We start from the raw sequence: 23600 nt of genomic DNA on the forward strand, positions 1-23600 counted from the left end.
AATTCTGTATCATATACTGCAAACCTTTAAAGTTGTCAAATGGTAGGAGGTATAGTGCTAAAAAAAGAATTTTTATTTCTTTCTCAAAGATAATTATTTATCCCTTTATTTAAGGTTAAAACACACTTTTTTTAGGTTAATTCTCTCATTTTAAAATAATTATGTTTTTATAGGATACTTCTATAATTTTTAGATTATGCTATTTCAAAAATTGTCGGTTTGATTCGTAACGAATTTTTTTGAGTAACTAAAAAGGAAAAAAATCTTAAGTTTAATAATCTCACGGATTTTATAATCCGTGAGATTTGTTTTAAAAAGAGTTCAGTTTTCAATTATTTTAAACTTGCTGCGAGCTTGTCGAGAGATTCATTCCAGCTAGCTTTGGTAAGATCAGTCATTTTACCAGATGGGATACCAGCATGTGTAAGCGTCATTTTTGTTTTAGCGTCATGCGCTTCAAATGTCACCGTTACCTGTAATTCTAAAGGGAAACCTTCCATTCCATAATAAGTAGATGGAACTACATTTCCTTTCTCATCTGCAAATGAATCCGTGTAAGTAATTCGTTTCATGGGAACAATTTCGGTAAAGGTACCAGTGCCCCAATAATCCTGACCCTCAGGGGATCTCATGCAGTAGCGATATTTACCCCCAACTTTAAAATCGATTTCACAGAATGGACAAGTAAAATTTTTGGGTCCCCACCACTCCATGAACTTTGTAGGATCTGTCCAGGCGCTCCAAACAACCTCGCGTGGAGCTTCATATTCTCGTACAATTAAAAGTTCTTGTTTGGTAGATGAAGTAGTAATTGTAGTCTGATTTTTTGTTTCCATTTTTTATAGTTTTTTAATTGTTATATTTATAGTATACAGTGTCTATAAAATTAAATAAAATTAATGCAACTGGCTGTTAATTAAATGTTTATGTTAGGATGATGTATGTTGTATAGCTTGTAATTTGATGTTTTTTAACTGGTTATTTCTTTTTTAGTGAAGTACCTTATCCACTTTTTTGAAATTGAAGTTTTTCTTAAGAAGAAAATTTTTAGCTTTAAAAATTGTCAAATGAAAATTGCCAAAAAAGAATTTATTTTTTGTAATTTTAGTATTCTAAATTTAATTGTAAATATATAAAAATCAATGTATTATGAAAAAATTATTTGTAATGATAGCAATGGTGATATACTCTTTAACAGTTGCAGCCCAAGATGAAATGATGAAAATGAAAGACCATGTAATGATGAAAGATGGAAAAATGATGATGGTTAAAGAGGGTAAGAAGATGATGATGGAAGAAAAGATGAAGATGGCAAATGGGGCGGTTGTTTCTCCAAACGGAATGGTAGAAATGAAAGATGGGAAAACCATGATGATGAAAGATGGAGACAAGATGGACATGGGCGGTATGATGATGGCAAAGAAAATGAAAGATCATATAATGATGAAGGAAGGTAAAATGATGATGATGAAAGATGGTAAAACGATGAGGATGGATAAAGATATGATCATGGCAAACGGCTCTGTCGTTTTTCCAAATGGAATGGTAAAAATGAAAGATGGTAAAACCATGATGATGAAAAATGGAGACAAGATGTATATGAGCGGAATGATGAAAGAAAGAAAAATGGAAAAAAAGAGTGATTACTAAAATAGGATTAGAGCGGAGTAATTGGAATTAAGAAGCGGAAATAGATTTCATTTTTTTTTCTCTACGTAACTTCTAGCAAAAGGAGCGATAGAATGGAATAGTTAAAATCACAATTAACGAAACGTTTTGCAACACATAAAAAGAGACAGTCTAATTTTTTTTAGACTGTCTCTTCTAATAAAGAATAAGCTCAGCTAATGTCTTTATAAGACCTCGCTGAAAAATAATTCGTTTACACTGCTTTTCTTTTTAAAATTGCATCAACGGAATACTTACCGCTCCCTAATAAAAATAATGCGCAATAGGAAAGTAGGTACATTAAACCTGGCTCCATTTTTCCCAAATCATCATTAATATGGACAATAAACACAGCAACCGCCATTGTAATAATAAGCGGAATTAACGCCAGTCTGGTCCATAAACCTACTACAAGAAGAAGCGAACACAGAAATTCAGCAAAAACGGTCAAAGCCAATGAAGCCGGGATTCCAATGCCTATTGGGTCACCAAATTCTATAGTGCCGCTTATTAAATTCATCAGTTTTGGAATACCATGACTCAGCATTAGTAAACCAAGAGTTAAACGTAAAATGAGTGAAGCCCAATCCGTTGCATTAGCCGACCAGGATGTAGGAGAAAAGAGTTTTTGAAGCATAATTTTAAGGTTTTTTAATTGTATAGTATTCTTACAAACTTAAGATAATTTCATAAGAATTTGGTTCGTAATATAGATTCTTTACACGGCAGGAGTAAAAAAACGCTTTCTCCAAATGCACTGTCAAATATTACGATACAAATGAAGTTGTCTGAAGGTTTTGAAAAGCTGTCAGATTCTTGATTTTAAGTCTGTTATAGAAAGTAAATAAAATAAATTGTTAATATAAACGTCTGTTTTTAAGCTGTTTAGTTTTTATCTTTGTCTGTGAGTTTTAATTGAAAATAGTTTTTTAAAGCTTTATTCTTGTATGAAGGCTAATAAGTAACTGACTATGGGTGATAATACCATTACTATCGGATTGACGGGGGACGTGATGCTAGGCAGAGGTGTCAGTGAAACGATCAGCAATAAAGGATATGCTTATCCCTGGGGAACTGTGTTGCCGGAATTTAAAAATACGGATATCAATATCATTAATCTGGAAGCCGCACTTACTAATAGTATTAACAAAGTCTTCAAGACCTTTAATTTTAAAGCAACTCCTGACAGAATTAAAACCCTGACTCAAGCCAGTACAACAGTTGCTAACCTCGCCAATAATCATGTATTAGATTTTTCTGAAGAAGGTTTAATCGAAACTATTGAAACCTTAAATGAGGCTGGTATAAAACATATAGGTGCGGGAATGAATGAAGCCGAAGCTGAAAAGCCAGTTATTCTAACGATCAAAAATACCACACTTGGAATATTGGGTTTTACAGATAATGAACGCCGATGGAGGGCCGGTACATCCAGTAGTGGTATTAATTATATTGATATTTCCAATACCGATGACTGTAATAAAGCATTAGCTGCTATAGGAAAATTGCGCAAGGAAACAGATTTGATGATTGTCAGTATTCACTGGGGACCGAATATGAAAGAGTCGCCCGAATGCTATTTTGTTGACTTTGCTCATGCGATGATTGATCAGGGGGCCGACATTATTCATGGCCATAGTGCGCATAATTTTCAAGGTATTCAAGTATACAATGATAAATTGATTCTGTATGATACCGGGGATTTTATTGATGATTATACGGTTGACCCTTATTTAAGAAATGATCATTCCTTTTTCTTTAAGGTTGAAGTTTCAAAACAGAGAATCGAAACGGTAGTGCTTATACCCGTTTTGATTTCAAAATGTCAAGTAAATCTTGCTACAGGCGAAGATTCGAAATGGTGTATCCAGCGTATGCAAGAGTTGTCAGCAAAATTTGGTACTTCAATAAATGATGAAGGAGAAGTTGTATTGTTTTGAAATTACCGACCTATTGAAACGAAGTAGATAGTGGTATTTTTACGCAAAGTACGAGTTTGGGCATCGTAAAATTTAATGCTCAAATTCTAATTTTGAAACCAAAAAATCGTTTTTCCCAATTCTTAATTAAATTTTTAAATTATGTAATTATCTAATTTTCAAATTAACCTATCTTTGCCGTCCCGAACGGTCGGGAGAAAAACGTGTTTATGAAGTTTGATTTATTAAAAAATGATCCGCAGTCAAAAGCCAGAGCGGGAACTGTTACCACTGATCACGGTGTGATTGAAACCCCAATTTTTATGCCTGTTGGTACTGTTGGTTCCGTAAAAGGGGTGCATCAACGAGAATTGAAAGATGATATAAATCCAGATATTATCCTGGGAAATACCTACCATTTATATTTGCGACCACAAACCGAAATCCTCGAGAAGGCGGGTGGTTTGCATAAATTCATGAACTGGGACCGTAATATTTTGACGGATTCCGGTGGTTACCAGGTGTATTCACTTTCGGCTAACCGAAAAATTAAGGAGGAAGGCGTGAAGTTCAAATCGCATATTGACGGTTCGTATCACTTTTTTACGCCAGAAAATGTGATGGAAATTCAGCGTACCATTGGTGCTGATATTATTATGGCTTTTGACGAGTGTACACCGTATCCTTGTGACTATCGCTATGCACAACGCTCAATGCACATGACACACCGCTGGTTAGACCGTTGCATTAAGCATTTGGATACGCAGCCTTTTAAATACGGATACGAACAAACATTTTTTCCAATTATTCAAGGAAGTACGTACAAAGATTTACGAAGACAATCGGCAGAATATATTGCCAATTCCGGTCAGCAGGGAAATGCCATCGGTGGACTTTCTGTTGGGGAACCAGCAGAAGAAATGTATGCAATGACGGAAGTGGTTTGCGAAATTTTGCCCGAAGATAAACCGCGTTACCTGATGGGTGTGGGAACTCCAATAAATATTCTCGAAAATATTGCTCTTGGAATCGATATGTTTGACTGTGTGATGCCTACTCGTAACGCCAGAAATGGGATGTTGTTTACTGCTAACGGTTCAATAAACATAAAAAATAAAAAGTGGGAAGACGACTTTTCTCCAATTGACGAAATGGGAATCACCTACGTTGATACGGAATATACAAAAGCGTATTTGCGCCACCTTTTTGCTGCCAACGAATACTTAGGAAAACAAATTGCTACAATCCATAATCTTGGTTTTTACATGTGGTTGGTTCGTGAGGCGAGAAAACATATCTTAGCGGGCGATTTTAGACCTTGGAAAGAAATGATGGTAAAGAATATGAATCAACGTTTGTAAATTCAGTGATTGGTTTATTCGGTTAATATTTTAATCGAGTAAACGACTAACCATTTTAGCGAATAACCAATAACCGAATAAATCTTTATGCTAACAATAATAGACAAATACATCCTAAAAAGATATTTAGCCACTTTTGCGGTTATGTTGTTGATGTTTATACCTATTGGAATTATTATCGATGTTTCGGAGAAGATTAATAAAATGATAGAGAACAAAGTTCCATTTTTGGAAATTGCTACCTATTATTATAATTTCACGATTTATTTTGCCAATTCCTTATTCCCTATTTTTTTATTTTTATCCATTATTTGGTTTACTTCAAAACTAGCCAATAACACAGAGATTATTGCCATTTTAAGTTCGGGGATTTCTTTTACCCGATTCTTAAGACCATACATTATTGGGGCTTCCATTATTTCTGTTTTTGTTTTGTTGATGGGATTCTTTGTTGTTCCAGCAGCCAGCGAAGGTTTTAATAACTTTAGGTATACGTATCTTAAGACTGGTGGAAAAGAGGCTATGCGGGGAGATAACACGGATGTGTACCGACAAATTAGCGATAGTGAATTCATCTATGTGAACAGTTTTAATGCTTTGTCGAAGGTTGCTTTTAATTTTTCACTGGAAAAATTCAATAAAGAGAAATTAGAGTATAAAATAACGGCAAGCAGAATCAAATGGAATCCGAAGGATAAAACCTATACAATGTTTGATTATACCAAAAGGACAGTAGGTGAATTTGGTGATAAAATAGAAAAAGCACCGCAAAAAAATGCTCGTTTTAAGTTTGATTTAGAAGATTTAACGCCCGTGGTTTATATTGCGGAAACATTGAATTTGAATAAACTGATTACGTTTATTGAAAAGGAAAAAAAACGAGGTTCCTCTAATATAAATGTGTATTTAGTGGTGCTGTATAAAAAATTTAGCGTTCCGGTTTCAGCTTTTATTCTTACTATTATTGCTGTTTCAGTTTCATCAATGAAACGAAGAGGCGGAATGGGAGTCAACCTGGCTATCGGAATTGCTTTAGCTTTTGCCTTTGTCTTTTTTGATAAAATTTTTGGCGTACTGGCCGAAAAATCAAGTATTCCTCCCATGCTGGCAGTTTGGTTGCCCAACGTTGCTTTTGGGGTATTAGCCGTTTATTTATTACGAAATGCAAAACGATAAATTAAAGAGTTACCTAAACCTGCACCTCATTGTTTTTATTTGGGGTTTTACTGCTATTTTAGGGGCCCTAATCACCATAACGGCAGATGCTTTGGTATGGTACCGCATGTTTTTTGCAAGTGTTTTTTTATCCTTGTTTATTGTATTCAAAAACAAATCGTTTAGGATCCCCATACACTCCTTTTTCAAATTGATTTTTGTCGGCTTATTGATTGCGCTGCACTGGATTACTTTTTTCAAGGCAATTCATGTTTCTAACGTTTCTATTACGCTTTCGGTTTTCTCTTTAGGTGCTTTTTTTGCATCGGTACTGGAACCTATTTTTTACGGCAGGAAAGTACTTTGGTATGAAGTTTTTTTCGGACTTGTTATCATCGCGGGACTTGCATTGATTATGAAAGTTGAGGTGAATTATTTAGAGGGCATGTTGTATGCTTTGGCATCCATAATATTAGGAGTTTTGTTTACGCTGATGAACGGGAAATTGATAGAAAGCCACGATCCTTCCGTGATATCATTTTATGAATTCATGGCAGGTCTGTTCTTTATTACTGTTTACTTCTTATTTCAGCAAAAATTCACGTTGAATTTCTTTATTCTGACATTGAATAATTGGGTTTTAATTTTGATTTTGGCTTCTATTTGCACCGCTTATGCCTTTACCGCTTCAGTGAAAGTTATGCAAAAACTCACGCCTTATACCGTAATGCTAACCACTAATCTGGAACCGGTTTACGGGATAGTTTTGGCCTATTTTATCCTTGGCGGAAAGGAAAAAATGAGCTTTGAATTCTATATAGGGGCCGTGATAATTGTAATCACAGTAATTCTAAACGGTGTAATTAAACACTATCAAAAAGACAAAATAGAATAACTTACGCAAAGTTTGATCAAGCAAACTTTTACACATAAATATTAAATTTACCTTTTTGAACGATTTAAAATTTTATCTTTGTCGTTCCAAATAAAAACAAAACGCAGAAATCCTATGGAATATTTAGATTTTGAGCTTCCAATAAAAGAACTAGAAGATCAGTTAGATAAATGTCTTGTTATTGGTCAGGAATCAGATGTTGATGTGACGAATACTTGTAAACAAATCAACAAGAAATTAGAAGAGACCAAAAGACATATTTATAAAAATTTGACTGCTTGGCAACGTGTACAATTATCAAGACATCCCAGTCGTCCTTATACTATGGATCATGTACGTGCTTTATGTGGTGATACGTTCTTAGAACTTTTTGGCGACAGAGGTTTTAAAGATGACAAAGCCATGATTGGTGGTTTAGGAAAAATTGATGGACAATCTTTCATGATTGTTGGGCAACAAAAGGGATTTAATACTAAAACACGTCAGTTTCGTAATTTCGGAATGCCAAATCCTGAAGGATATAGAAAAGCATTGCGATTGATGAAAATGGCAGAGAAATTCGATATTCCGGTATTGACCTTAATAGATACTCCGGGTGCTTATCCAGGACTTGAAGCGGAAGAACGCGGACAAGGAGAAGCTATTGCCAGAAATATATTTGAAATGATTCGTCTAAAAGTGCCAATTATTACTGTAATTGTTGGTGAAGGAGCTTCCGGTGGAGCATTGGGAATAGGCGTTGGTGATAAAGTATATATGATGGAAAACACTTGGTATTCTGTTATTTCTCCGGAATCATGCTCTTCTATTCTATGGAAAAGCTGGGAATACAAAGAGCAAGCTGCCGAAGCATTGAAATTGACTTCTGCAGACATGAAAAAACAAAAATTAGTTGATGATATTATCCCTGAACCATTAGGAGGAGCACACTACGATAGAGAGACGGCTTTCAAAACAGTGGAGCAATATATTATGAAAGGTTTTAATGAATTGAAAGACTTATCAACAGAACAATTAGTTGCGCAAAGAATGGAGAAATACAGTAAGATGGGTGAATATAAAGAGTAAAATCTTACAAAATAACATTTAATCCGAAGCCTTACAGTTTCGGATTTTTTTATGGTTATAAACAAAAAATAGTTACTTATGAACAATTATTTGTAACAACTCAATGGCAATGTTTTTTTAATTTTTGTTACTTTCGCTGTATGGAAAACTTCAGAAATATTAATCCTGTGAAGGTTGATAAAACTACTATAATAAGCCTTGAAAAAGGAAAATTACAACCGCAGGTTCTCGATTTAGAAGAGGCAGTGCTTGGTGCCATGATGATTGATAAAAAAGGGGTAGATGATGTAATTGATATTTTACAGCCCGATGCTTTTTATAAAGATGCCCATAAACACATTTTTGAGGCAATCGTTCAACTGTTTACAGAAACGCAGCCTATCGACTTATTAACCGTTTCTGCCCAACTTAAGAAAAATGCAAAATTAGAGTTGGCAGGAGGAGATTTTTACTTAATTCAGCTTACACAAAAAATATCCTCTTCTGCACACATTGAATTTCATTCCAGGATTATCCTTCAGAAATTTATTCAACGCAGTTTGATTCGTATATCTACTGAAATTATTGAAGAGTCTTACGATGAAACGACGGATGTTTTTGATTTATTAGATAGAGCTGAATCCAAATTATATGAAGTGACGCAAGGGAACATCAAACGAAGTTCCGAGACTGCACAAAGTTTAGTATTGCAGGCCAAAAAAAGGATCGAAGAAATTGCAGGTCAGGAAGGATTGAGTGGTGTAGCTACTGGTTTTGATAAATTAGATAAGATTACCTCTGGCTGGCAACCAAGTGATTTAATTATTATAGCTGCAAGGCCAGCAATGGGTAAGACTGCATTTGTATTATCGATGGCCAGAAATATGGCTATTGATTTCGGAATGCCAGTTGCCCTATTTTCCCTGGAGATGGCCTCGGTTCAGTTAATCACTCGTTTGATCTCAAGCGAAACAGGGTTGTCGTCCGAGAAATTACGTACCGGAAAACTGGAAAAACACGAATGGGAACAATTGAGTACGAAAGTTAAAAATTTAGAAAAAGCGCCATTGTATATTGATGATACGCCTTCACTCTCTATTTTTGATTTAAGAGCAAAAGCGAGACGTTTGGTTTCGCAACATGGAATACGAATTATTATCGTTGATTACTTGCAACTAATGACTGCCGGTGGGAACGGAAAAGGAGGAGGAAATAGAGAACAGGAGATTTCTACGATTTCTAGAAATTTAAAAGCATTGGCAAAGGAATTAAACGTTCCGGTAATTGCCCTTTCTCAATTGTCCCGTGCCGTGGAAACGCGTGGTTCCAGTAAAAGACCATTGTTGTCCGATTTACGTGAATCGGGAGCGATTGAACAAGATGCTGATATTGTATCTTTTCTATACCGCCCCGAATATTACAAAATTGACGAATGGGATGATGACGAAGCCTCACCAACAGCAGGTCAGGCGGAAATAATGATAGCCAAACACCGTAATGGTAGTATAGAGAATGTTCGGTTGAAGTTTATTGGACATCTTGGGAAATTTGATAACCTGGAAGATTTTAGCGGTGGTTACGATGATTTACCGTCAAGTATGAATCAGGATGATAATCCTTTTATTACCAAAAACCTGCCATCAGCCAATGAAGCTTTTGGAAGTAATCTGAATGATCCTGATGATGACAGTGATGTTCCTTTTTAGAAGATAAAGCAGTCTTAATACTGTTTATTACTATAAGTAAAGCCTAAATTGAGTTATTGATTTAGGCTTTTTATTTTAGGTACGTGTGTTGGTTTTGTTAAAACAATATAAAATAGTATTTTAGCTACTAATTTTTAAACTTAAGATATAACTAAAATTCAAAATCGATGTCACAAGAAACTACTCGAGAAGAACAAGTTCAAGGAAAAATAAATGCCATTCCATTAAAAACAGCACAAAAATGGGCTAAACGTTGGTCTAAAGAAGAAGGGGATTACAACAAACACCATCATGTAAATGCTTTTTTAATTCCTAAAGTAGATTTACTGGAAGTATTAAAAGAAGAAGTTGATGCAGTAAGGGCGTACATAGGGATCGACGATGAAGGATTAGAAAAATTAATGATCGTAGGTACTAAATATGATCCCGCTACAGGTATTTATGTGGATATGATTAGTGAGGGAGTTGGAATTACTGCAGCTGCGGACGATGATATATATGATTTTACGTCACCTTGTCCTCCAAATGGTGATCCAAACAGCCCATTAAATTTTTAGAGAATAAATGCATTATACACTCATAAATAGTGGAATTTTATTCCTGTTATTCAATTTAATAATTTTTATAAAGGAATTTTCAAATAAAGGAAAAGCGTATCGCGTTTTTACCTATTATTTAGGGGTGGTTTTTTGTATCCAGCTAGGATCTAATATTATGATGCGGTTTCTGATTAACAACATCTATCTATCCCATTTTTATTTTATTGGTCAGTTTGTTTTGTTAAGTCTTTTTTATCTGGCGATTTTTAAAGAAAATTTTCAAAAGAAGATTGTCAAATTAGGTATGATTTGTGGGTTATTGACTTTAGCAATCCAATATGGACTGGATTCTAATTTGTTTTACAAGTTCAATTTATTTGAAATATTCGTTACCTCTTTTCTATTAATTGTCTTTGCCACGATTCATTTTTATAATCTGCTGAATGAAAAAAAAGAATTTTACTATATTAATATGGGTATCCTTTTATATTTATTTGGGAGTACCATCTTATTTTTAGTAGGCAATTTAACAACGACTTTAAGTCCAGAGATGAGTTTATTAACATGGACAGTAAATGCGTTTTTATACATCGTTTTTCAATTTTTTATTTTTTTAGAATGGAAAAAAAGTTTTTCTAAAAAGGCAATAAACACAGTTGTATGAAAGTAAACACACTGCAGGAAAATGAGATAATTGAAATTGTCATTTATAGCTGTATCGCTTTTGTTTTAATGGGATTAGTTTTGATATTGTTTTTTTATTTTTCAAGAAAGAAAATAATTCAGAAAGAATTAGAAAAAAAAGATTTGGAAATTCAATATCAGAAAGAGTTGCTGAATGCTGTGATTTTTACGCAGGAGGAAGAGCGCAAACGTATTGCCCAAGATTTGCACGATGACATTAGTTCTAAGCTTAATGTTGTTTCCCTGAACAGCCATTTACTAATCACACCTAATTTATCCAAAAATGAAATTGCTGAGATAACCGAAAACATTATCAATCTTACCGGCAAAACGCTGGATAGTGCCAGGAAAATTGCTCATGGTCTATTACCTCCGGTATTGGATAAATTTGGACTTCATGCAGGAATCGAAGAATTGTGTCTGGAGTACAACAGCAGTAAAGCTGTTGTTATAAATTACGTGAATGATGTTCAATTTGATGCTAGCCAAAATGACAGAAATTTGCATGTTTTTAGGATTTTACAAGAATTGATTAATAATTCCATGCGTCACGGTAAAGCATCAATTATCTCCATTTTTTTTGAAGAGAAGAAGGGACTGAAAAGTTGCCATTATAGTGATAACGGAATTGGCTTTGACATGAAAAATGATAAAAATAAAAAAGGTCTTGGAATGAAAAATATAGAAAGTAGAGTCTCTTTTTTAAATGGTACTATTTCGGTTGATTCGGGCTTAGAAAAAGGAATTAAGGTAATTTTTAATTTTTAGATTATGGAGAATCGTATTAAGATAATTCTGGTGGATGATGAAATTCTTTTTAGGAAAGGAATTTCTTTTTTATTAGCACGTGAAAAAAATATGGAGATTATTTTTGAGGCTTCAAATGGGGATGAATTAATTACATTCCTTAACAGCAATAAAAATCATCCTGATATTATCATTATGGATTTGAAAATGCCGGTAATAAATGGAGTTGAAGCTACTAAGATTATCCATGAAGAATTTCCGGAACTAAAAATTATAGCGCTTACAAGTTATGATTCTAAATCTTTTGTTGCTAATATGATAGATGTAGGTGCTGTTTCATACCTGATAAAAAACGCTACACCTCAAGAATTGCTGACGACAATAAATGAAGTTGCCACAAAAGGATTTTATTATACGGATTATGTGATGCAAATTATTCAGGACAATCTATTGACGAACAAAAAAACGAAAAGTAATTTTGATACCAAATTTCTTAGTTCGCGAGAATTAGAAGTCCTTAAACTCATTTGTTCCCAAAAAAGCACAGTTGAAATTGCAGAAAAACTTTTTATTAGTCCAAGAACTGTAGAAGGACACAGAAATAATTTATTATTGAAAACGGAATCCAAAAATATAGCGGGTCTTGTGGTTTACGCTGTTCAGAATGATATATTAATGTTTGATTTTTAATTTGTATCCGGATCTTAAAGATTAGGAGGCAGTCAGAATGTTCTGCATTCTTTTCGGATTTTTGAATTTGAGGGTATACGCTTTTAAGTCTTTTTTGAAAATAGTTTCCAATAATTTCTTAATTGATTTTTTTCCTCCAAAATCCCGCAAATAAGTTTCTATAAATTTAGATACCCTGATTCTTTTAAATTCATCGTCAAATTCGGTTTCAGATGTGATAAAATCTTTAGTAACTATAGTAAGTTGTTTATCTATTTTTTCACAATCATAATGATCAATAGGGCAATCTTGTAAACTACCACTTCGTAATGCAAAATGGATTCTATAATCGATTTCACTTACGGCTAACGTTTTTATATGTGTGGAATAAAACGGGTTCGTAATATACCCAAAACCGATTTTAAATTTGCACTTCCTTAAAATGCCATGCTCAATATCATTTAATGAAAATACAAAGCCTGCAATGTTGATTCTTTTTAGGCTGAAAATGGTTTTATACACGGTAGCATCTTTTGAAATAATCAGGTAATAAGCGTGGTAAATATTAATCCAAAATGTTTTTTTCAAATCGTCAGTATCCAGACTCGTTATAAGTTTTGCCCGTTGGATATAAAAAAGTTGTCTTCTAAGGACTGTCGTATCTTTTTCTGATTTTGCAATCGATAAAATGTCTTTTGATAAAGAGGTGTAATAGTTTTTCACAATAAGTGCGTTTTATATTTTTTTGACTTCTATCGCATATTAACTAAAAAAGAACTGATAACATAAGGTGTAAAAAGTTAGAATCAGGAGTACTAATATACATATCCCAATTTTTTTTAATAGATTTTTTATATTAAACGGTTCATTGTTTTCGTTCGAAGTCCGTACTATATTTTTCATTTTGATCAATTAATGTATCTCTGCGAATTTATAAAGAAGCAGTAGTTTGACTATGCGTATTTTTACGTGTTTATTCCTAAAGTGATGTTGTTCCTGATTTAAACGTTAAATTTTAATCATTTAAATCCGTTACTTTCTATCTTTGATGTATAAAAATTAGTAAACAATGTCCAAACGATTCTTATTTATTCTTATTTATCTGTTTTCAATAAGTGTAAAAGCCTCTTTTATTTTATTGCCAATGGATGAAACTACACAGCAAAATCATCTGAAGGCGTATGGAATCACCTATTGGTGTTTGGACAAAAATTACAAAGCCAGTTGGTTGCTGAATTATAGAGGTGGATCTTTTTTATTGCCTGATGCGGAAGAAATACGCAAAGAGTGTCAGATTCGAGGCGTGAGTTTTGAGATCCTTTCGGATAGTGAAGAAGCTAAAATTCTAGATGAAATTTCAAGTCCATCTCAAAATATGGAAACGGTGATACTTGAAAAAGCGCCAAAAGTTGCTGTCTATACCCCAAAAGGGAAACAGCCTTGGGACGATGCTGTGACGCTGGTTTTAACATATGCCGAAATTCCTTTTACGCCAATTTACGATGAAGAGGTTTTAAGTGACCAATTAGTACTTTACGATTGGCTGCATTTGCATCATGAAGATTTTACGGGTCATCACGGAAAATTTTACGGCGCCTACAAAAATGTACCTTGGTATATTGAACAAAAGAAAGATGCCGAAGCATTAGCAACCAAATTAGGGTATTCGAAAGTATCGCAAGAAAAGGGAGCGGTGGTAAAAAAAATAAGGGACTTTGTTATTGGCGGTGGATTTATGTTTGCGATGTGCTCCGCAACAGATAGTTTTGATATTGCTTTAGCGGCCGATGGGGTTGATATTTGTGAAGCTATGTTTGATGGAGATGCGAGTGATTCTAATTACCAATCCAAAATGAATTATAGCAATTCCTTTGCTTTCAAAGATTTTATTTTGGAGAGAAGACCAGAGCAATATGAATTTTCAGATATTGATTTGACTTCGAGTAGGAGAATCCCTATGGAGAAAGATTATTTTACTTTAATGGAATTTTCAGCAAAATGGGATCCAATTCCGAGTATGCTTTGTCAAAACCACACACAACTCGTAAAAGGATTCATGGGACAAACCACTTCTTTCGATGGTTTATTAGTAAAATCAAATGTTCTGGTCATGGGAAACTGTGAACTTAATGGTGAAGCGCGTTATATTCACGGTGAAAAAGGCAAAGGAATGTTCACTTATTATGGAGGACATGATCCCGAAGATTACCAGCACCAAGTGGGAGATCCACCAACAGTTCTGGATTTGCATCCCAATTCACCTGGCTATCGCTTGATTTTGAATAATGTGTTGTTTCCTGCAGCGAAGAAGAAGAAACAAAAGACGTAATCATAAAGGTTTTAAAATTAATATTTCATTAAATTCTAAGATGAACTACAAGGACATTTTACAGGAGATTTATAAAGAATCAAAAATACTTCCTAGTATTGGAAATGTATCTGACTCAATACCGGAATTATCAAAAGTAAATCCCGATAAATTTGGCATTCATTTGACAACAATCGACGGGCAGGATTTTGGAGTTGGAGATTGTAGTGAAAGATTTTCTATTCAGAGTGTGTCCAAAGTGTTGACCGTAGCGTTGACCTTTTCTTTTTTGGATGAGAAAATTTGGGAGCGTGTAGGAGTGGAACCCTCCGGGAGTGCTTTCAATTCGTTAGTGCAGTTGGAATATGAAAAGGGGATTCCGCGTAATCCCTTTATTAATGCAGGTGCAATAGTTATTGCAGACATGCTTGTAACGCATTTGAAAAACCCAAAGCAGGATTTTTTGGATTTTATACGATTGATTTCTGGAAGTTCAACGATTGATTTTAATTTAAAAGTAGCGCAATCGGAGAAAGAAGCTCGTTTTAGGAATGCTGCATTAGCCAATTTTTTAAAGTCATTTGGTAATATTGATAATGATGTAGAAACTGTTTTGGATTTTTATTTCCATCAATGTTCAGTGGAAATGACATGCAAAGAACTCGCACATTCTTTTTTCTTTTTAGCCAATGAAGGAAAAAGTCAGACAGGAAAACAAATTTTATCCAGAAGGCAGGTCAAACGTTTAAATGCATTGATGCAGACTTGCGGCTTTTATGATGAGTCGGGAGAATTTACTTATAGAGTTGGTTTGCCAGGCAAAAGTGGTATTGGCGGCGGTATTGTGGCTTTATATCCGAAAAACTTTGTGGTAGCCACTTGGAATCCAAGACTTAACGAAAAGGGAAATTCGGAATTAGGAATGTATGCTTTGGAATCATTGACAACTAAAACTGGAATGTCTATTTTTTAAAAAACAAAAAGCCAATCTCAAACGGATTGGCTTTTTGTTGGTCTAATTAGGATAGTGTCTCTTTAAGCTTAGTTTTCTACCGTTTGTAGAACTAAAGGCTGCCATGTTCGTTTTCTTTATCCAGGTATTCTTGTACAATATCGATAGCATTAGTAACCACATCACTCAACGCCGTAATAAAACTTCCTTCTTCAGCACAATTTATAGCATGTTTTATTGCCTCCGTTTCTTTAGGAATAATTTCATAAGTTACCGTTTTGCCTGAATTTTTAATTCCTTCAAGAATCAAGTCAATAATTTCGTCCTCGGTTCTTCCTCTTAAGTATTTTTCTTGTCGAATGATAATATGGTCAAACATTCTGGCAGCTATTGAAGCACATTCTTTGATGTCTTCATCGCGACGATCACCAACACCGGCGATAATTCCAATTTTCTTGGTAGCATCAACGCTTTGTAAATATTCTTCAACTCCTTTGTATCCTGATGCATTGTGAGCAAAATCAATCAGTACTTTGAATTTTTTAAACTCAAAAATATTCATACGACCCGGAGTTTGTGCCGCACTTGGAATAAAAGTCTGTAAAGACAAACTAATATCTTCTGTTTTAAATCCCCATAAATAACTCGCTAAAGTTGCTGCAAGTACATTGGCAATCATAAATTTTGCTTTTCCACCCATTGTTAAAGGGACATGAGTGGCGCGCTCGATTCGGATTTTCCATTCGCCTTTTTTGATGGTAATATAACCATTTTCATAAACGGCGACGGTTTTTCCCTCAGCACAAAGTTTTTTGATAAAATCGCCATCTTCACTCAAACTAAAATAAGCGACATTACAATTCAAGTCTTTTCCTAATTTCACACAGTGTTCATCATCACCATTCAAAACAGCCCAACCGTCTTTCTTGATGCTTTTTACAACTGTGGCTTTTACTCTGGCCAGGTCATCAAGGGTATGAATGTCACTTAAACCCAAATGATCTTCCTGGATATTAGTAATGATTCCTATATCGCAACGGCTAAAACCCAAACCAGAACGAAGTATTCCTCCTCGAGCAGTTTCTAAAACTGCGAATTCCACTGTTGGATCTCTCAAAATATATTCAGCACTGATAGGTCCGGTAGTATCACCTTTTTCCATCATATGATTTTGAATATAAATCCCATCCGATGTAGTGAATCCAACTTTGAACCCATTATTTTTTACAATGTGTGCCAAAAGTCGGGTAGTGGTCGTTTTGCCATTAGTTCCAGTGACAGCAATTATAGGAATACGAAACGATTTCCCCGGAGGATATAACATGTCAATAACTGGTGAGGCTACATTTCTGGGTAATCCTTCAGAAGGAGCAAGGTGCATTCTAAAACCTGGAGCCGCATTCACTTCCAGTATTACGCCGCCATTTTCTTTTAATGGTTGCGTTAAATTCTCCGCCATGATATCGACACCGCAAATGTCTAATCCAATTACTCTTGAAATTCTTTCCGCAAGAAAGATGTTTTCTGGGTGCATCATATCGGTAACATCTACAGAAGTTCCACCAGTACTTAAATTTGCAGTAGATTTTAGAAATACAATTTCACCACTTCTCGGAATGGTTTCTAATGTATAGCCTAGTTTTTCCAATAAGTCTTCTGTATCTCTGTCGACATCTATTTGGGTTAGCACATTTTCATGTCCATAACCTCTTCTAGGATCCAGATTGGTTATGTCGATTAATTGCTGAATGGTATCAGTTGCATTTCCTATTACGTGAGCAGGAACCCGTTTTGCAGCAGCAACTAATTTATTATCAATTACTAATATTCTAAAGTCAAAACCAGTAATGAATTTCTCAACGATGACTCGCTTGCCATATTCTTGTGCGAAAGCTAAACCTGAAACGGCGTCTTCCCATTTGGTGACATTAATAGAAGCACCTTTTCCATGATTTCCCCCCAAAGGTTTCAGCACTATAGGGTATCCAATTTTTTTAATGGTTTCGGCAAGACTCTCTTCGTCAACACAAATGCTTCCACTGGCAACAGGAATCGATGCCATATCCAACATTTTTTTTGTTTGCTCCTTATTACAGGCAATATCTACAGCAATACTGCTGGTTTTGCAGGTAATAGTTGCCTGAAAACGCATTTGATTGATACCGTATCCTAGCTGAACTAGGGAATTCGTCCCGAGTCGTATCCATGGAATATTTCTGGAAACAGCTTCTTCTACAATACTTCCGGTGCTCGGCCCTAGTCTAACACGCTCCCGTATTTCACGCATTTTCTGTAAGTCGGCATTTAAGTCGTAATCCGTTCCGGCGATTAATGCTTCAGCTATTGCAACAGATGATTCTGCAGCAAAAAGACCAACATTTTCTTCGGTATAACTAAATACTACATTATAAGTTCCTGGAGTTTTGGTTTCTCTAGTTCTTCCAAATCCTGTTTCCATTCCTGCCAAAGACTGAATTTCCAGTGCAATATGTTCAATCACATGCCCCATCCAGGTTCCGCGGTCTACTCTGGAAAAAAATCCTCCACGACAACCTTCAGAACAGCGGTGCTCAATCATTGAAGGAAACATAGCTTCAATTCGTTCTCTAAATCCTTCAATTTTATTAGTAGGAAATTGTTCCATTTCCTCCAAATCCAATCGCATTTGAATTAATTTTTTTCTTTGGATACTCCAAATATTTGGTCCGCGTAGGGCCTGTACTTTAATTATTTTCATAAAACGGAAATGTTATTTTTGAACTAAAAAATGGATATGTAATGAGTTGATTTTAAATATGATATGTTCTAACTTTAAAAAAAAGATTGTTTTAGGTAGTGTTTTTTTAGAAAAAGTATCGAATGCAACTAATGTAGTTTTTTAAAAATAGGAATCAAAATTTATTTTCTTAAAAATAAACAAGAATTATTCAGTTTGTTATAATTTAAAAAAAACGGCTGTGGCAATGTCTTTTTTTATCTTTTTGGTTATTTTTACAAAATGAATATACAAGGAAAACTAATAATAATAGGAGGTGCAGTAGATAAAGGAAGTTTTACTGAAACGGAGTTGGATAAAAATGCTACTAGCAATCTAAACTTTTTTGAAACTGGAATTTTAAAAAGGATATTAAACGAATCAAAACACAAAGAGAATTCTCGAATAGAAATTATTACAACGGCTTCCGTAATTCCAAAAGAAATAGGACCTGAGTACGTTAAAGCATTTGAACATTTGAATGCCAAAAATGTAGATATACTTACTATCGAAAGACGCGAACAAGCTGCCGATTCGGCTGTTTTGGAACGACTGAAAGCAGCAGATATTGTTATGTTTACCGGAGGAGATCAATTGCGATTGACCTCCATTCTTGGCGGAACACCATTTCACGATATTTTATTGGATAAATACCATAATGAAGAATTTATTTATGCAGGTACTTCTGCTGGAGCTGCTGCAGCTTCTAATAATATGATTTATCAGGGTAGCAGTTCTGAAGCCTTGTTGAAAGGGGAAGTGAAAATTTCTAGCGGATTGGGTTTGATTGATGGCGTTATTATCGATACGCATTTTGTACAGCGTGGTAGAATTGGAAGACTTTTTCAAGCTGTTGTTGGGAATCCAAGAGTGCTGGGAATAGGACTTGGAGAAGATACGGGAGTATTGATAACCAATAATAAAGAAATGGAAGCGATAGGTTCCGGATTGGTTATTTTGGTTGATGGTCGCGAAATTAAAGACACCAATTTGACTAAAGTAGAATTAGGCCAACCGATATCGATCTCTCATTTGGTAACGCATGTCATGAGTAAATTTGATACCTACAATCTGGAAACGCATTTGATGCATATACAATCTTCACATTACTTGTAAATAAGATAGCTGTTTTCAATTTCAGATCTGGTTAACAATAAACCTGCAACTTATAAATTATGAAACTAATCATACATGGTGGTTTTTTCTCTGAATCATCTACCAATCACGAAACAAAAGTTGCCAAGCAAACTGCTCTTGAACAAATCGTAATAAAATCCTATGAATTTTTAAACACACACACAGCTTTAGAAACTGTTGTTTATGCTGTTTCTCTTTTGGAAGATGACGAATTGTTTAATGCAGGGATTGGTTCCCAAATACAAAGTGACGGAAAAATCAGAATGAGTGCTGCGCTTATGGATGGCGAAACTCAAAAAATGAGTGGTGTTATCAATATTGAAGAAGTACGGAATCCCGTTCAGGTTGCCCAAATGCTGATGCAATATGACGACAGGGTTTTGGGCGGAAGTGGAGCAACTAATTTTGCCCGACAACATGGTTTTGAATCTTTTTCAACTGAAATACCACAGCGAAGAGCTGAATTTGAGGCAAAAAGGATAGCAATGGGGACAGGTACAGTAGGTTGTGTGGCTTTAGACCAAAACGGAAAAATTGCTGTAGCCACTTCTACAGGTGGTAAGGGATTTGAGATTCCAGGACGTATTTCTGATTCTGCAACAGTTGCGGGCAATTACGCTAATGCGTTTTGCGGCGTGAGTTTAACAGGAGTGGGTGAGGATATTGTGAGTAATGCAACTGCTGCCAAAATTGTCACTAGGGTTACCGATGGATTTACACTGCAGGATGCTTTTGCTAAGACTTTTAATGAATTGAAACCCTATGATGGTTTTGCAGGAGCAATTGCCATTGATAATCAAGGAAATATGTTTCATCAGGATTCGCATCCCAGTATGGTTTTTGCGAGTTTTGACGGAGATAATTTTAAAGTTTTCGATTAGAAGTTCTAAATTATAGATTAAAGAGATTAAAATTGATGTTGTATTTTTAACTAAAAAACAATTCAGATTGGCTAAACTTCCTAAGAAAATATTCGCCCGACAAAATGCGATTACTGCTGATTTTTAAAGGAATTGGATAGCTATTTATTGGATATTACCGAAGGTCGTACCATTGAAATGGGGTCAGGTGTTTTTTTATTGGATGTTTAATTCAAAGAAAATTCAAACCAAATTGGAATATGATCTGATACTATTCTGGCTTGTTTTAATGAATTAAAGTTTTTATAAAAGGGAATAATACCAGCGTTTATGCTGTTAATTTTTGAGGTTTTGAAATACATATTGTCGAATTCTGAAGCAAGACATATATCCTTTTTACATTCTTGTTTCAGCGAGGTTTTTTGGTCAACCAAAATAGACTGATACCCCATTTTCTTCAAGGGATTAAAAACGGTATGCGATTGCGGACAATTGAAATCACCAGTAAAAATTAAATTCAAAGTAGGATATTCATCCGGTAAAAATTTAAAATATTTGATTTCTGTTTCTGGCTGTCTTTTTTTAGTTATTGCATGAAAATTAACCACCGTGAATTGTTTGTTTTCATATTGAAATGTACAGAAATAGGGCTCCCTGTCGATCTCTAAATGATATTTTTGTTCGAGCCAGGCTCTACCGATTTTCTTTAACTTAGCGGTTTTCCAGATAAAAGCGTATCGCTCGGTTTTATAGGCACTGCTACTGGTTGGATCACTAATCACATAATCCCATTTGGCTCCTTTGCGATTGAGTTCATCCGCAAGTTTTGCTACTGCCTGTGCTCCTCCATATCCCGCAACAACTTCCTGAATAGCAATAATATCATAGTCTTTTAGCGAATTTGCTATGTAGTTAATCGTTTCTTCAGATTTTGATTTACCAAAGTTTTCCAGATTCCAGGAAAGGAGTTTAGTTTGGGAGAAAGCAATGGAAGAAATAAAAAGAAGCAGTAGGGAAAGGAAGGGTTTCAATTTGTTTTATTTAGGTAAATACTAATAATGTTCTCCCATATAAAAAGTAGAGTGCTTCAAAGTTAGGATAATTTAAAGGGAGTTTAAGTCTCAAAATTTATTTTTAGTTTTACTCTTTTGAGGCTATTTATATACGATACGTTCTTATTTGATGCCAAAGTAAAGTTTGAAAATCGTTTAATTTTTGGAGTACAGTTTTTTGAAAGTGGTGTTATAGTGAAAACTCAAGTAAAACTTCATTACTGTTTTTTATTTTATAGTTGTAAAGCCCTTTTCGAACATCATTTACTAGATCTATTGTTTCATGTTTTGATTTTGCAGGTACTTGTTTTTCAAAAGTATCTCCGTTTTTTAAACGTATTTTAAGCCCATAACTTTTAAAATCATTCATTTTCAAAACTATTGCAATAACTATTAAGAAAGCGATAAGTAGTATTATGTCAGTTTGTAGATAGAAGTATGAAAATGCTGCGATACCCATTGACAATAAAATAATTGAAAGTTCGTAAATCGTTTTTATTTTCTTTACCGTAATATAAATTTCATCTAGTTCAGAAAATAAGATTTCTTTTTTTGGTTTTGATTTATAATCTAATATTAGGCCATTTTTAACTAGAGTTATTTTTTTGAAGTTAGTATTAAAAATCATAATTGTATTTTTTTATTCTAATTGGATTAAGGTTGTTTTGTGTGTTTTTGTCGAGCTTGGTTTTCGACACGCTATTTTTTTCTTTTTTTCCAAATCTCATACACTAAATAAATGATACACACGGCTCCCACAAACATTCCGGCTATTTGTATTGAAAATAATAGATTAAAAGTTAGAAAAAATGAAGGTATCATGGATTAGGCTTTTTTGATTGACTCCAAAATTACCTTCAATTTGAATCACTTCCTTGCGGGAAACCTCATTTGGATTGAAAATAGTAAAAAAATTCCTTCAACACAAAAGCATGTTGGATTTGTGGATTTGAAATAGTAGCCACAATAAAACGGCATCCTCACAGGAAACCTTAAAGCAGGAAGTAACAATAAACTTAAAACATAGTTTGTATCAAATTCTTACGCACGAATAATAAAGTAACGGATTATTTATATTTTAATCCAGTTGCTCGCAATCCAGTCTAATAATTCTTCGCGGTAAACCTGATGTTCTAAAATGGAGTGTTGTAAAAAGCTTTCTACTTTTTGAAAACTTGCTTTTGTTTGAGGGACTTTATATTTTGCTAAAAACTGATTGCAAAAATGAACTACTTCAAGTTCTTCTGTTTTATCTACATAAACGGCATTTAGAATTTCAATATTCTCACGGAGATTTGTGCCCGCGACTGTTTGTGAATATCCTGTAAATGCTAAGTCTTCAGTTGTAAAATTGGCCATTTTTTAAGTTTTAAAGTTAAACAGGCCAAACGTAATCCTAATTAAATTTATTTCTTTACGGGAAACCGTAAAAGAGGTAAATAATTTTATTTTCCTCTTTTACAACGAAGAGGGTTATACCAATCCTAAGTCTTTAGTAATGGAAATAAGGTGTACATTGTTGCTGGCTTTGAAGTATATTTTAAGTTTGTTGATTCGCTTTTCAATGCTGCTGCTTCCATTAGGAGTGGTTCCGTTTTTTTTGAATTCTAATGCTATTTCATCCAGAATTAATCCTTTTGATAGTAATTTCAAAAGCGAAATGTCATAGGCTTCAATTTCCATGATTTTTTTGTCGGTTAATAGATGGGACAATTCGGGGGAAATTATTTTTTCGTCACTTTTAAATGTATTTTGAACGGCATCTATAAGCTGAGGAATGCTGTTGCGTCCCTTAGATATGTAAGCATTTATTCCTGAATTATTGAAAAGGGATTTTATTCGAAAGGATTTATCTTCAATAGAAAATACTATTGTTTTAATGTTTGGCTGTACTTTTTTTATAGCATCAATTAATTCCTCACCGTTGGCGATTCTGTTTTCTCTATGGTCTAGTTTAAAGGATAAATCACTGATCAATAAATCAAAAGGAACTTCATCATGAAGGGCTTTTTTTATTTTCAAAAAGGCATCATCACAATATTTTGCATGGTGAATTTCTAAAACTGAAAGTTCCTCGAGTGCTTGAACAACTGTCATACTTATACTGTCTAAATCTTCGGCAACCAGAACTTTGTGAAACATAATA

At 34.4% G+C, this 23600-nt stretch carries 22 protein-coding genes; 14 read left to right on the forward strand and 8 right to left on the reverse strand.

Annotation, left to right across the window (positions count from 1 at the left end):
• Positions 1-332 precede the first annotated feature (332 nt).
• Positions 333-836 carry an SRPBCC family protein gene (locus ACNQGN_RS16880; RefSeq protein ID WP_417989005.1) on the reverse strand — a complete coding sequence of 168 codons (504 nt, stop codon included), beginning with the start codon at positions 834-836 and terminating at the stop codon, positions 333-335.
• A gap of 331 nt (positions 837-1167) precedes the next feature.
• Here ACNQGN_RS16880 and ACNQGN_RS16885 point away from each other — a divergent pair, with 331 nt between their 5' ends.
• Entirely contained in the window at positions 1168-1650 is a 483-nt protein-coding gene (locus ACNQGN_RS16885; RefSeq protein WP_417989006.1) for a DUF6799 domain-containing protein, read from the forward strand.
• Positions 1651-1882: 232 nt separating this feature from the next.
• On the opposite strand, the gene ACNQGN_RS16890 is transcribed toward ACNQGN_RS16885, so the two are convergent.
• A complete protein-coding gene (locus ACNQGN_RS16890) occupies positions 1883-2305 on the reverse strand; it encodes a DoxX family protein (RefSeq protein ID WP_417989007.1) in 423 nt (140 codons plus the stop codon).
• Positions 2306-2639: 334 nt separating this feature from the next.
• Here ACNQGN_RS16890 and ACNQGN_RS16895 point away from each other — a divergent pair, with 334 nt between their 5' ends.
• From ACNQGN_RS16895 to ACNQGN_RS16935, 9 genes are all read left to right on the forward strand, one after another.
• Positions 2640-3608 (forward strand): CapA family protein, encoded by a 969-nt coding sequence (locus ACNQGN_RS16895; protein WP_417989008.1) that lies wholly within the window; start codon positions 2640-2642, stop codon positions 3606-3608.
• Positions 3609-3817: 209 nt separating this feature from the next.
• A complete protein-coding gene (gene tgt, locus ACNQGN_RS16900; protein WP_417989009.1) occupies positions 3818-4948 on the forward strand; it encodes a tRNA guanosine(34) transglycosylase Tgt in 1131 nt (376 codons plus the stop codon).
• A gap of 87 nt (positions 4949-5035) precedes the next feature.
• A complete protein-coding gene (locus ACNQGN_RS16905) occupies positions 5036-6124 on the forward strand; it encodes an LptF/LptG family permease (protein ID WP_417989010.1) in 1089 nt (362 codons plus the stop codon).
• Positions 6111-6998 carry a DMT family transporter gene (locus ACNQGN_RS16910; RefSeq protein WP_417989011.1) on the forward strand — a complete coding sequence of 296 codons (888 nt, stop codon included), beginning with the start codon at positions 6111-6113 and terminating at the stop codon, positions 6996-6998. Before ACNQGN_RS16905 ends, ACNQGN_RS16910 begins: the two co-directional genes overlap by 14 nt.
• Before the next feature lie 114 nt (positions 6999-7112).
• Positions 7113-8066 carry an acetyl-CoA carboxylase carboxyltransferase subunit alpha gene (locus ACNQGN_RS16915; RefSeq protein ID WP_417989012.1) on the forward strand — a complete coding sequence of 318 codons (954 nt, stop codon included), beginning with the start codon at positions 7113-7115 and terminating at the stop codon, positions 8064-8066.
• A gap of 140 nt (positions 8067-8206) precedes the next feature.
• Positions 8207-9751, forward strand: a complete 1545-nt coding sequence (gene dnaB, locus ACNQGN_RS16920) for a replicative DNA helicase (protein ID WP_417989013.1) — start codon at positions 8207-8209, stop codon at positions 9749-9751.
• Positions 9752-9918: 167 nt separating this feature from the next.
• A complete protein-coding gene (locus ACNQGN_RS16925; RefSeq protein ID WP_417989014.1) occupies positions 9919-10308 on the forward strand; it encodes a hypothetical protein in 390 nt (129 codons plus the stop codon).
• A 642-nt stretch (positions 10309-10950) separates the two neighbouring features.
• The gene (locus tag ACNQGN_RS16930) at positions 10951-11742 is read left to right on the forward strand and encodes a sensor histidine kinase (protein ID WP_417989015.1); all 792 of its coding nucleotides are present in this window, start codon (positions 10951-10953) and stop codon (positions 11740-11742) included.
• A gap of 3 nt (positions 11743-11745) precedes the next feature.
• Entirely contained in the window at positions 11746-12411 is a 666-nt protein-coding gene (locus ACNQGN_RS16935) for a response regulator (protein ID WP_417989016.1), read from the forward strand.
• 21 nt (positions 12412-12432) lie between these two features.
• On the opposite strand, the gene ACNQGN_RS16940 is transcribed toward ACNQGN_RS16935, so the two are convergent.
• Positions 12433-13113: a DUF547 domain-containing protein gene (locus ACNQGN_RS16940; protein WP_417989017.1), complete on the reverse strand. Its 681-nt coding sequence runs from the start codon at positions 13111-13113 to the stop codon at positions 12433-12435.
• 346 nt (positions 13114-13459) lie between these two features.
• Between ACNQGN_RS16940 and ACNQGN_RS16945 the strand changes: the two genes are divergently transcribed.
• Both ACNQGN_RS16945 and ACNQGN_RS16950 read left to right on the forward strand, forming a co-directional pair.
• Positions 13460-14719 carry an asparagine synthetase B gene (locus ACNQGN_RS16945; RefSeq protein ID WP_417989018.1) on the forward strand — a complete coding sequence of 420 codons (1260 nt, stop codon included), beginning with the start codon at positions 13460-13462 and terminating at the stop codon, positions 14717-14719.
• 40 nt (positions 14720-14759) lie between these two features.
• Positions 14760-15671 carry a glutaminase gene (locus ACNQGN_RS16950; protein ID WP_417989019.1) on the forward strand — a complete coding sequence of 304 codons (912 nt, stop codon included), beginning with the start codon at positions 14760-14762 and terminating at the stop codon, positions 15669-15671.
• Between the two features lie 91 nt (positions 15672-15762).
• Here the strand turns inward: ACNQGN_RS16950 and cphA are convergent, their stop codons facing one another.
• Positions 15763-18387, reverse strand: a complete 2625-nt coding sequence (cphA, locus tag ACNQGN_RS16955) for a cyanophycin synthetase (RefSeq protein WP_417989020.1) — start codon at positions 18385-18387, stop codon at positions 15763-15765.
• Positions 18388-18648: 261 nt separating this feature from the next.
• Here cphA and ACNQGN_RS16960 point away from each other — a divergent pair, with 261 nt between their 5' ends.
• Both ACNQGN_RS16960 and ACNQGN_RS16965 read left to right on the forward strand, forming a co-directional pair.
• Complete coding sequence (locus ACNQGN_RS16960) at positions 18649-19521, forward strand: cyanophycinase (RefSeq protein ID WP_417989021.1); 873 nt, start codon at positions 18649-18651, stop codon at positions 19519-19521.
• 59 nt (positions 19522-19580) lie between these two features.
• Positions 19581-20423, forward strand: a complete 843-nt coding sequence (locus ACNQGN_RS16965; protein ID WP_417989022.1) for an isoaspartyl peptidase/L-asparaginase — start codon at positions 19581-19583, stop codon at positions 20421-20423.
• 206 nt (positions 20424-20629) lie between these two features.
• Here the strand turns inward: ACNQGN_RS16965 and ACNQGN_RS16970 are convergent, their stop codons facing one another.
• The 4 genes from ACNQGN_RS16970 to ACNQGN_RS16985 all read right to left on the reverse strand — a co-directional run bounded on the left by ACNQGN_RS16970 (position 20630) and on the right by ACNQGN_RS16985 (position 23596).
• Complete coding sequence (locus ACNQGN_RS16970) at positions 20630-21433, reverse strand: endonuclease/exonuclease/phosphatase family protein (RefSeq protein ID WP_417989023.1); 804 nt, start codon at positions 21431-21433, stop codon at positions 20630-20632.
• A 211-nt stretch (positions 21434-21644) separates the two neighbouring features.
• The gene (locus ACNQGN_RS16975; RefSeq protein WP_417989024.1) at positions 21645-22082 is read right to left on the reverse strand and encodes a hypothetical protein; all 438 of its coding nucleotides are present in this window, start codon (positions 22080-22082) and stop codon (positions 21645-21647) included.
• A 443-nt stretch (positions 22083-22525) separates the two neighbouring features.
• A complete protein-coding gene (locus ACNQGN_RS16980; RefSeq protein WP_417989025.1) occupies positions 22526-22813 on the reverse strand; it encodes a hypothetical protein in 288 nt (95 codons plus the stop codon).
• Between the two features lie 114 nt (positions 22814-22927).
• Positions 22928-23596: a DNA-binding transcriptional response regulator gene (locus ACNQGN_RS16985; protein WP_417989026.1), complete on the reverse strand. Its 669-nt coding sequence runs from the start codon at positions 23594-23596 to the stop codon at positions 22928-22930.
• Between the last annotated feature and the right edge of the window lie 4 nt (positions 23597-23600).

The sequence above is a fragment of the Flavobacterium rhamnosi genome, from assembly GCF_048286515.1.
Lineage (GTDB): Bacteria > Bacteroidota > Bacteroidia > Flavobacteriales > Flavobacteriaceae > Flavobacterium.

Coding starts and splice junctions, on each gene's coding strand:
- ACNQGN_RS16880 (WP_417989005.1), bottom strand. CDS start 836: ATGGAAACAAAAAATCAGACTACAATTACTACTTCATCTACCAAACAA.
- ACNQGN_RS16885 (WP_417989006.1), top strand. CDS start 1,168: ATGATAGCAATGGTGATATACTCTTTAACAGTTGCAGCCCAAGATGAA.
- ACNQGN_RS16890 (WP_417989007.1), bottom strand. CDS start 2,305: ATGCTTCAAAAACTCTTTTCTCCTACATCCTGGTCGGCTAATGCAACG.
- ACNQGN_RS16895 (WP_417989008.1), top strand. CDS start 2,640: ATGGGTGATAATACCATTACTATCGGATTGACGGGGGACGTGATGCTA.
- tgt (WP_417989009.1), top strand. CDS start 3,818: ATGAAGTTTGATTTATTAAAAAATGATCCGCAGTCAAAAGCCAGAGCG.
- ACNQGN_RS16905 (WP_417989010.1), top strand. CDS start 5,036: ATGCTAACAATAATAGACAAATACATCCTAAAAAGATATTTAGCCACT.
- ACNQGN_RS16910 (WP_417989011.1), top strand. CDS start 6,111: ATGCAAAACGATAAATTAAAGAGTTACCTAAACCTGCACCTCATTGTT.
- ACNQGN_RS16915 (WP_417989012.1), top strand. CDS start 7,113: ATGGAATATTTAGATTTTGAGCTTCCAATAAAAGAACTAGAAGATCAG.
- dnaB (WP_417989013.1), top strand. CDS start 8,207: ATGGAAAACTTCAGAAATATTAATCCTGTGAAGGTTGATAAAACTACT.
- ACNQGN_RS16925 (WP_417989014.1), top strand. CDS start 9,919: ATGTCACAAGAAACTACTCGAGAAGAACAAGTTCAAGGAAAAATAAAT.
- ACNQGN_RS16930 (WP_417989015.1), top strand. CDS start 10,951: ATGAAAGTAAACACACTGCAGGAAAATGAGATAATTGAAATTGTCATT.
- ACNQGN_RS16935 (WP_417989016.1), top strand. CDS start 11,746: ATGGAGAATCGTATTAAGATAATTCTGGTGGATGATGAAATTCTTTTT.
- ACNQGN_RS16945 (WP_417989018.1), top strand. CDS start 13,460: ATGTCCAAACGATTCTTATTTATTCTTATTTATCTGTTTTCAATAAGT.
- ACNQGN_RS16950 (WP_417989019.1), top strand. CDS start 14,760: ATGAACTACAAGGACATTTTACAGGAGATTTATAAAGAATCAAAAATA.
- cphA (WP_417989020.1), bottom strand. CDS start 18,387: ATGAAAATAATTAAAGTACAGGCCCTACGCGGACCAAATATTTGGAGT.
- ACNQGN_RS16960 (WP_417989021.1), top strand. CDS start 18,649: ATGAATATACAAGGAAAACTAATAATAATAGGAGGTGCAGTAGATAAA.
- ACNQGN_RS16965 (WP_417989022.1), top strand. CDS start 19,581: ATGAAACTAATCATACATGGTGGTTTTTTCTCTGAATCATCTACCAAT.
- ACNQGN_RS16975 (WP_417989024.1), bottom strand. CDS start 22,082: ATGATTTTTAATACTAACTTCAAAAAAATAACTCTAGTTAAAAATGGC.
- ACNQGN_RS16980 (WP_417989025.1), bottom strand. CDS start 22,813: ATGGCCAATTTTACAACTGAAGACTTAGCATTTACAGGATATTCACAA.
- ACNQGN_RS16985 (WP_417989026.1), bottom strand. CDS start 23,596: ATGTTTCACAAAGTTCTGGTTGCCGAAGATTTAGACAGTATAAGTATG.